The organism is Phaeovulum sp. (genome assembly GCF_041596715.1).
Classification (GTDB): domain Bacteria; phylum Pseudomonadota; class Alphaproteobacteria; order Rhodobacterales; family Rhodobacteraceae; genus UBA6213.
The window spans coordinates 1-6,757 of sequence record NZ_JBFHIA010000172.1; the positions used below are offsets into that span (position 1 = coordinate 1).

General features: G+C 62.7%; 9 protein-coding genes. All 9 read right to left on the reverse strand.

Annotation, left to right across the window (positions count from 1 at the left end; all coding sequences use genetic code 11):
- Positions 1–17 precede the first annotated feature (17 nt).
- Positions 18–1,229 (reverse strand): NnrS family protein, encoded by a 1,212-nt coding sequence (locus tag ABY403_RS11730; protein ID WP_372841001.1) that lies wholly within the window; start codon positions 1,227–1,229, stop codon positions 18–20.
- Positions 1,229–1,909 carry a 5-formyltetrahydrofolate cyclo-ligase gene (locus tag ABY403_RS11735; protein ID WP_372841002.1) on the reverse strand — a complete coding sequence of 227 codons (681 nt, stop codon included), beginning with the start codon at positions 1,907–1,909 and terminating at the stop codon, positions 1,229–1,231. The genes ABY403_RS11730 and ABY403_RS11735 overlap by 1 nt, the downstream gene beginning before the upstream one ends.
- A complete protein-coding gene (locus ABY403_RS11740; RefSeq protein WP_372841003.1) occupies positions 1,906–2,226 on the reverse strand; it encodes a DUF6522 family protein in 321 nt (106 codons plus the stop codon). The genes ABY403_RS11735 and ABY403_RS11740 overlap by 4 nt, the downstream gene beginning before the upstream one ends.
- A 57-nt stretch (positions 2,227–2,283) precedes the next feature.
- Positions 2,284–2,799, reverse strand: coding sequence for a DUF2478 domain-containing protein (locus tag ABY403_RS11745; protein ID WP_372841004.1), 516 nt, complete (start codon positions 2,797–2,799; stop codon positions 2,284–2,286).
- A gap of 43 nt (positions 2,800–2,842) precedes the next feature.
- On the reverse strand, positions 2,843–3,637 hold the full coding sequence (locus tag ABY403_RS11750) for a peptidylprolyl isomerase (protein WP_372841005.1): 795 nt from the start codon (positions 3,635–3,637) through the stop codon (positions 2,843–2,845).
- Positions 3,638–3,642: 5 nt separating this feature from the next.
- On the reverse strand, positions 3,643–4,341 hold the full coding sequence (narI, locus tag ABY403_RS11755; protein WP_372841006.1) for a respiratory nitrate reductase subunit gamma: 699 nt from the start codon (positions 4,339–4,341) through the stop codon (positions 3,643–3,645).
- Between the two features lie 12 nt (positions 4,342–4,353).
- Positions 4,354–5,058: a nitrate reductase molybdenum cofactor assembly chaperone gene (gene narJ / locus ABY403_RS11760; protein ID WP_372841007.1), complete on the reverse strand. Its 705-nt coding sequence runs from the start codon at positions 5,056–5,058 to the stop codon at positions 4,354–4,356.
- The gene (gene narH / locus ABY403_RS11765; RefSeq protein WP_372841008.1) at positions 5,055–6,575 is read right to left on the reverse strand and encodes a nitrate reductase subunit beta; all 1,521 of its coding nucleotides are present in this window, start codon (positions 6,573–6,575) and stop codon (positions 5,055–5,057) included. The genes narJ and narH overlap by 4 nt, the downstream gene beginning before the upstream one ends.
- Positions 6,572–6,757, reverse strand: a 186-nt coding sequence (locus tag ABY403_RS11770; RefSeq protein ID WP_372841009.1) for a hypothetical protein, incomplete at its 5' end; no start/stop codon positions are given. The genes narH and ABY403_RS11770, both read right to left, overlap by 4 nt.

A 6,757-nucleotide genomic window follows, 5' to 3' on the forward strand; every position in this document is an offset into this window, starting at 1 on the left:
ACCTGCCCCTCTGCGTATCAGGGGCGTCCGGGTCTTGGCGTCACAACGCGTGGGCTGCTCAGCACCGGCGCAAAGCGGATGACGTAAAGCGCAAATGCCAGAATCCACGCGGTTCCGGCAAGATCTATCATCCAGCTCAATCCGGGCAGGAACCCTGCCAGAATCCGCGCGATGGCTGCGGTGGCGGCAAGGTAGTAGATCGTCGTCATCGCCCAGTCAGATTGCAGCGCCCTGCCACTGTGGCCCAAGGAAACGCGCGTCATCATCGCCAGCGTCATGATGCCGATGGCCCCGGCAAGCCACGCGTGCAACGAGCCAAATACCGGAAACACGCCCGGTGCCAGCACAGCACCACCCACCAGCAAAAAGCCGACCGGCACGAACAGAAACCCCAGATGCAGCACCCAGAGCAGCGGCTCGCTGAGCGTGCGATACCAGGTCCAACGCGACAGCCGCCACAGATTGGCCGCACCCGCCACCAGCGCAAGCGCGCCGCTTGCCACGGCGTCGGGCCAGATCACCCAACTTGCCAGCGCCACCAACGTAATGCCCGAAACTACGTCGTCGCCCCGCGCAGGCGCGGTTGGCAAGCGGCCCGGACCCGACCGCGCAAGCCAGTTGCGCGTAAAGCTCGGGATAACCCTCCCGCCGATCAGCGCGATCATCACGATCGCAGCCGCCAGCCCGCCGCGTGTGGCAATCCCGTCGGCCACATTTTGCCCCTGCGCCGCCTGCCAGTGGAAAAGCCCATTGAGGAACAGCATCAGCGCCACCAATGCCACCACCTTGAGGTTGCGCCAGTTTTTCCCCGCCACGATTTCGCGCATCAGCGCCAGCAAGAGCGCGCCCTGAAACGCCATATCGCACAGCGCCACCAGCAGCGGCGGCATTGTCGCCGAAACCGTTACTACCAAGCGCCCCAGCAGCCAAAGCGCCGCCAGCCCCGCCAAGGGCCAGCCGACGATCGGTAACCGCCCGGTCCAGTTGGGCACCGCAGTCAGCAGGAACCCGGCGACGACCGCGCTCAGATACCCCCACAGAAACTCATGCGCGTGCCATGCGATCGGGTCAAACCGGGTTGGCAGATTGAACACCCCTGCAAGCATGAAGATCCACACGATCATCGCAAGGCTCGCCCAAAGCCCCGCCATCAGAAACATCGGGCGAAACCCGCCGGAAAGCAGGGCAGGGCCCTTCCATGCACGCAACTGAATTGATGAACTTGCCATTATCTGCTCTCCGGTTCTGTCATGCCGTTTTCGGTGACAACGCCGCGCATGGCGATGTCGTGCGGTTGCGGGAAAATCGTGGCGACCCGGCTATCGGCAAGACCGATGCCGTAAGGCGCTGAGGCCCCGCCCAGCGCCGCCAGCGTGCGGTCAAAGTAGCCACCGCCATAGCCAAGGCGATAGCAGGCCGCGTCAAACCCGACCACGGGCGCAATCACGATATCGGGCGTAAGCCACGCGCCCTCGGCCGGAACCAGAATGTTCCAAAAGCCGCGCTCCATGCGTGCGTCGCGCCCCCACTCTCGAAATTGCAGGGGCGTCGCCTTTTGTGTGACGACTGGCAAAACCACGACCGCCCCGCGCTGGCGTTGCGACAAAAGCCATGGTCTCAGGTCCAGTTCGGCCTTGATCGGCCAGTAACCCGAAATGACCTTGCCAGCGACATCACCCAGAACGCTGTCGAGATGCTTGCCGATGTCTGCCGCTGCCGCTTCGCGCGCGGCCACGGGCAAAGCGGCGCGCGCGGCCAGCAGGCGCACCCGTTCGGCCTTGCGCCAGCGCGCCACGTCGCGCGCCTGCACCGGGTCGGGTTCGCCCGCTATGCCGCCTTGCGAAGGGTCCAACTCGTGCAGAAAGCAGGGTGGCGAAGCATAGCTTCCGCTGCTGGGTTCGCCCGTCATTGATCCACCCCGTTTGCTTGCGCCGCATCACGGCCGCGCGGCGCATCGGCTGGCGGCGACCCGCCCTTTTTCCGGCGGATGTTTGCGCAGGACTGCCGGATCACCTTCCCGTGCGAATTGACCGTCAACCGCAATCGTCGCGTGGGTGAAAAGAAGGTCAGCCGATGTCGGCCCGCATCCTCGCCAACACCTGCTTCGCAGATACTGGTAATCTGCCCCTGCCGGATGCCCAGCATCACATCTGCGGGCGTCATGCCCAGCCCGCGGGCCACCTCTTCGGCGCTGATCTGGATCATACCGCCTTCGAACTCGATCATCTGTCGCTCTTCCGGCTCATTTCGGGGTGATCGGTCTGCGCATCCTGCGGGTGGCCATCATGCCGCGTCGCAGGACAGGCGCGACAGGCACCAGCGCTGAATCTCGGCGCTGTCGGCGGCAAGACGCTCTGCGCTATCGTCAACAAACGCGGTAAAGGCGTCTTCGTTAAGCGTATTGACCCCGACCACCACCGGAATATCGCGCGAAAGCGCCTCGGCGATCAGGTTGCGAAAACCGCGCCCTTCGGCCTCGTGCTTGCCGAACTTGTTAACGATGAGAAGGTCGATCTCTTGCGCGAACATCGCCTCAACCCCCGCGACCGCGTTTTCGAGCGCGCCGGTGTCAAGCCGACACCCGTGCGCGCCTTCGCCCAGTTGCTGGTTGATGCGCAGAACCGGGCCGTCTGGCAGCACCTTTACCTCCATATCGCAATGCCGGTGCCCAGGCCGTTCGATATTGGTCTGCACAAGGCCCGCCAACCGAAGCCCCTTGCCAAGCAGCGCTTGCGCAACATCGGCCAGAACCTTGTCGGTCCGACCACGTTCCGTCGATGAAACCGCGGCGATATCCATGGCGTATGTCCTTTCGTTGATCCGGTCGGCAAGGCCAGACAGGTCACGCCGCCCGCAGGTTGACGCCAGTAACCTGCGCGTCTCGTGCGAGGTTTGCAACAAAGTCACGGGCCGCCCGCGCCCATGCCGCCTTTTCAAGCAACTCGGTTATGCGGGGTGCCACCGCCTCGAAGGGCAGCACTGCCCCCGTGGCGCGCGCATCAAGCCGGATGATGTGCAGCCCGTAGCGGCTTTGCACCGGGGCGGCGCAAAGCGCGCCCTCGTCCAACGCGTCCATCGCCGCTTCGAACTCGGGCACCGTGTCGCCCGAGGCAAGCTGCCCCAGCCGCCCGCCCGCCTCGCGCGAGGAGCAGGCGCTATAGCGGCGCGCGATATCCTCGAATGCGCGCGGATTGCGATGGATTTCTGCCAATAGCGCCTCGGCCTGCGCGCGGGCTGCGGCTAGGCTTTCAGCATCTCCCGGCTGCACAGGCAAAAGGATATGCGCGGCCTCGTAAAGCGTGGGTGCCCGCCAGCGTTCGGGGGCTGCGGCATAGGCGGCGCGCAGGTCTGCCTCGGTCGGTGCGGCAGGGTCGAGCGCCAGATCCAGCAATTGCCGGATCAACGCCTCATCCTCGGTCTCTACACGGTCCTCGGCAACCTCATGCGGGGCAGGGGTCAGCCCGCGCCGATGCGCCTCTTGCAACAGCAGCGCGCGCACCGCCAGCGCGCGCGCCGCGGCCATCCACGCAATGCCCGGCTTGGCCTTGGGCGCGGGGTGATTTTGTGCCTCGGCGGCGATCGCTTCAGGCGAGATCACTTCGCCATTGACGGTGACGGTTGAAAGCAGTGGCTGCATATCGGTCACTCCGCCGGGTGGTTCTTGGCGCCTTTGCGGCTGCGCACGATCTGAAAGCCGGGCCGCCACAGATAGCGCAGCGGAACCGAAAGCATGTGCACAAGGCGGCTGAACGGGAACAGCAGAAAGATTGTCAGGCCAGTGACGATGTGCAGCTCGAACAGCAGCGGCGCATCTTCTACGTAGCTGGCCGCATTGGCGTCGAAGGTAAAGATCGCCTGCGCCCAGAGCATGAACTTGACCATTTCGCCGCCATCGAGATGTTGCAGCGACACGGTGATGGTCAACAGCCCAAGGCAAAGCTGCAACAGCAATAGCGACAGGATGATGATATCCATGGTGGAAGAGCTTGCCCGGATGCGCGGGTCGGCCAGCCGCCGCCAGATCAGCATGATGCCCCCGATCAGCGCCGCCACCCCGGCCACGCCGCCCACCACAACGGCGGTGATCTGCTTTAGTTCGTGGCTGATATGCAGGGCCTCAACCACCCACAGCGGTGTCAGAAGGCCCACAAGGTGGCCCACGAAAATGGTCAGCACGCCGACGTGGAACAGCACTGAACCAACGATCAGCTGCTTGCGCCGCAGCAGCTGCGACGATGACGATTTCCACGTGAAGGGATCGCGTTCATAGCGCGCGATCGACCCGATCAAAAGCACGCTCAGCGCGATGTAGGGGTAGATGCCGAAGATAAAGCCGTGCATGGCGGGCCTCCTCTATTGGGCTGTCCCGGCGCGAGCCGGGGAAAAGGGAACATCCATCTTGGCAAGAATGTCGCGTGAAACCGGGCACCCGGCATTCGGGTCGGGCGCGAATGTTACCTGCGCCTCTTCCCACACGGCATCGAGCGCGGCCAGATCGTTGGGGTCGTCGTCGGGCTCGGCCAGAAGGCCGGCTGCCACATCGTCCGTCACGGCACCTTTTGCCAGTTCGGCCAAACCTGCCAGAACAGCCGCATAGGGCGTGTCGCGCCGGGTCAACCGCTCGGCCAGAACCGCAAGTATCTGCCCCGCGTCGGCCAGAATCTCTAGCGCCGCCTCTAGGGGCTGCGTGGCGTTGAACTCTAGCAAGACCGGCAAATGGTCCGGCAGTTCCGGCCCGACCAGATCAAAGCCCCCGGTGCGATAGGTTTCAAGCAGATTGACCATTGCGCCGCCGCGATCGCGGCTATCGCCGTGAACATGCTCGAAAAGGTTCAACGACAACGTGCGCGAGCGGTCGAAAAGCTGCACATAGGTTTCCCGCAGCTCATAAAGGTCGCCCGTTTGCAGCCATTGCATCAACGGCTCGATCGCGTTGATCCGGGCAGGCGGCAAAACCGCCTCGTCAACCAGAACTGCCCGTATTTCGTCCATCGCGTCCTGCAACTCGGCGCTGGGATAGCTCAGCAGCGCCGAGAGCGCCTTGAAGGTGCCAATCATTGCCACCCCTCCTTTGGTGTGACGAATTTTCGGCTGCCAAAAAGCTTGCCTTGTGACACGCCTGACGAGCAGCCATTGCCATCGGTAAAGCCGCAACCCGAGCGCAGGTCATAGGCATCCTCGACCACCTCGCGGTGCGTCGTCGGGATCACGAAGCGATCTTCGTAATTGGCAATCGCCATCAGCTGATACATCTCGTCGATCTGCTGCGTGGAAAGGCCGACACGTTTGGCCACGCCAAGGTTGATGACCCCGTCGACGGTTTTCGAACGCATATAAGCGCGCATCGCCAGCATCCGTTCGAGTGCCGAGACAACTGGCGCCTCGTCACCAGCCGTCAGCAGGTTGGCAAGGTATTGCACCGGAATACGCAGGCTCTTCACATCGGGCATACCGTCTTGCGCCGCAATCTGGCCCGCCTCGGCGGCGTTCTGAATGGGCGACAGCGGCGGGATGTACCAGACCATCGGCAGCGTGCGGTATTCTGGGTGCAGCGGAAACGCGATCTTCCACTCCATCGCCATTTTCCAGATTGGCGAATTGCGCGCGCCCTCGATCCAGTCTTCGGGCACGCCCTCGGCGCGCGCGGCGGCTATCACCGCAGGGTCATTGGGGTCGAGGAACACGTCTAGCTGCGCGTCGTAAAGCTGTTTGTCGCTTTCCACCGAAGCCGCCTCGGCGATCTTGTCGGCGTCATAAAGCATCACGCCAATGTAGCGGATACGCCCGACGCAGGTTTCCGAACACACCGTCGGCAACCCGCTTTCAAGGCGCGGGTAACACAGCGTGCACTTTTCCGATTTGCCGGTGGACCAATTGTAATAGACCTTCTTGTAAGGGCAGGCCGAAACGCACATCCGCCAGCCCCGGCATTTTTCCTGATCGATCAGCACGACGCCGTCTTCCTCGCGCTTGTAGATCGCACCTGACGGGCAGGCCGACACGCAAGACGGGTTCAGGCAGTGCTCGCACAGGCGCGGCAGATACATCATGAACGTTTGTTCATACTGCCCGTACATCTCTTTCTGGATGCCTTCGAAGTTGTAGTCCTTGGACCGTTTGGCAAACTCGCCACCAAGGATTTCTTCCCAGTTCGGGCCCCATTCGATCTTTTCCATCCGCTCGCCCGAGATTTTTGAGCGCGGGCGCGCGGTTGGAAATGCCTCCATTGCGGGTGCGGATTTCAGATGGTCATAGTCAAAATCGAAGGGCTCATAGTAATCGTCGATCTCGGGCAGGTCGGGGTTGCCGAAGATATTGGCAAGGATGCGCCATTTCGCGCCCTGCTTGGGGCGGATCTTGCCCGCCCTGGTGCGCTCCCAACCGCCGTTCCAGCGTTTCTGGTTTTCCCAGTCTTTCGGGTAGCCGATGCCGGGCTTGGTTTCGACGTTGTTGAACCAAGCGTATTCAACGCCGTCGCGGCTGGTCCAGACGTTCTTGCAGGTTACTGAACAGGTGTGGCACCCGATGCATTTGTCGAGGTTCAACACCATACCGATTTGTGCGCGGACTTTCATTCTGCGGCCTCCACCTTGGCCGGATTGTCGAGCCAATCCACCTTGTCCATCTTTCGAACGATCACGAATTCGTCGCGGTTTGCACCGACCGTGCCGTAGTAGTTGAACCCGTAGCTCAACTGCGCATAGCCGCCGATCATATGCGTGGGCTTCAGCACCGTGCGCGTGACCGAGTTGTGGAT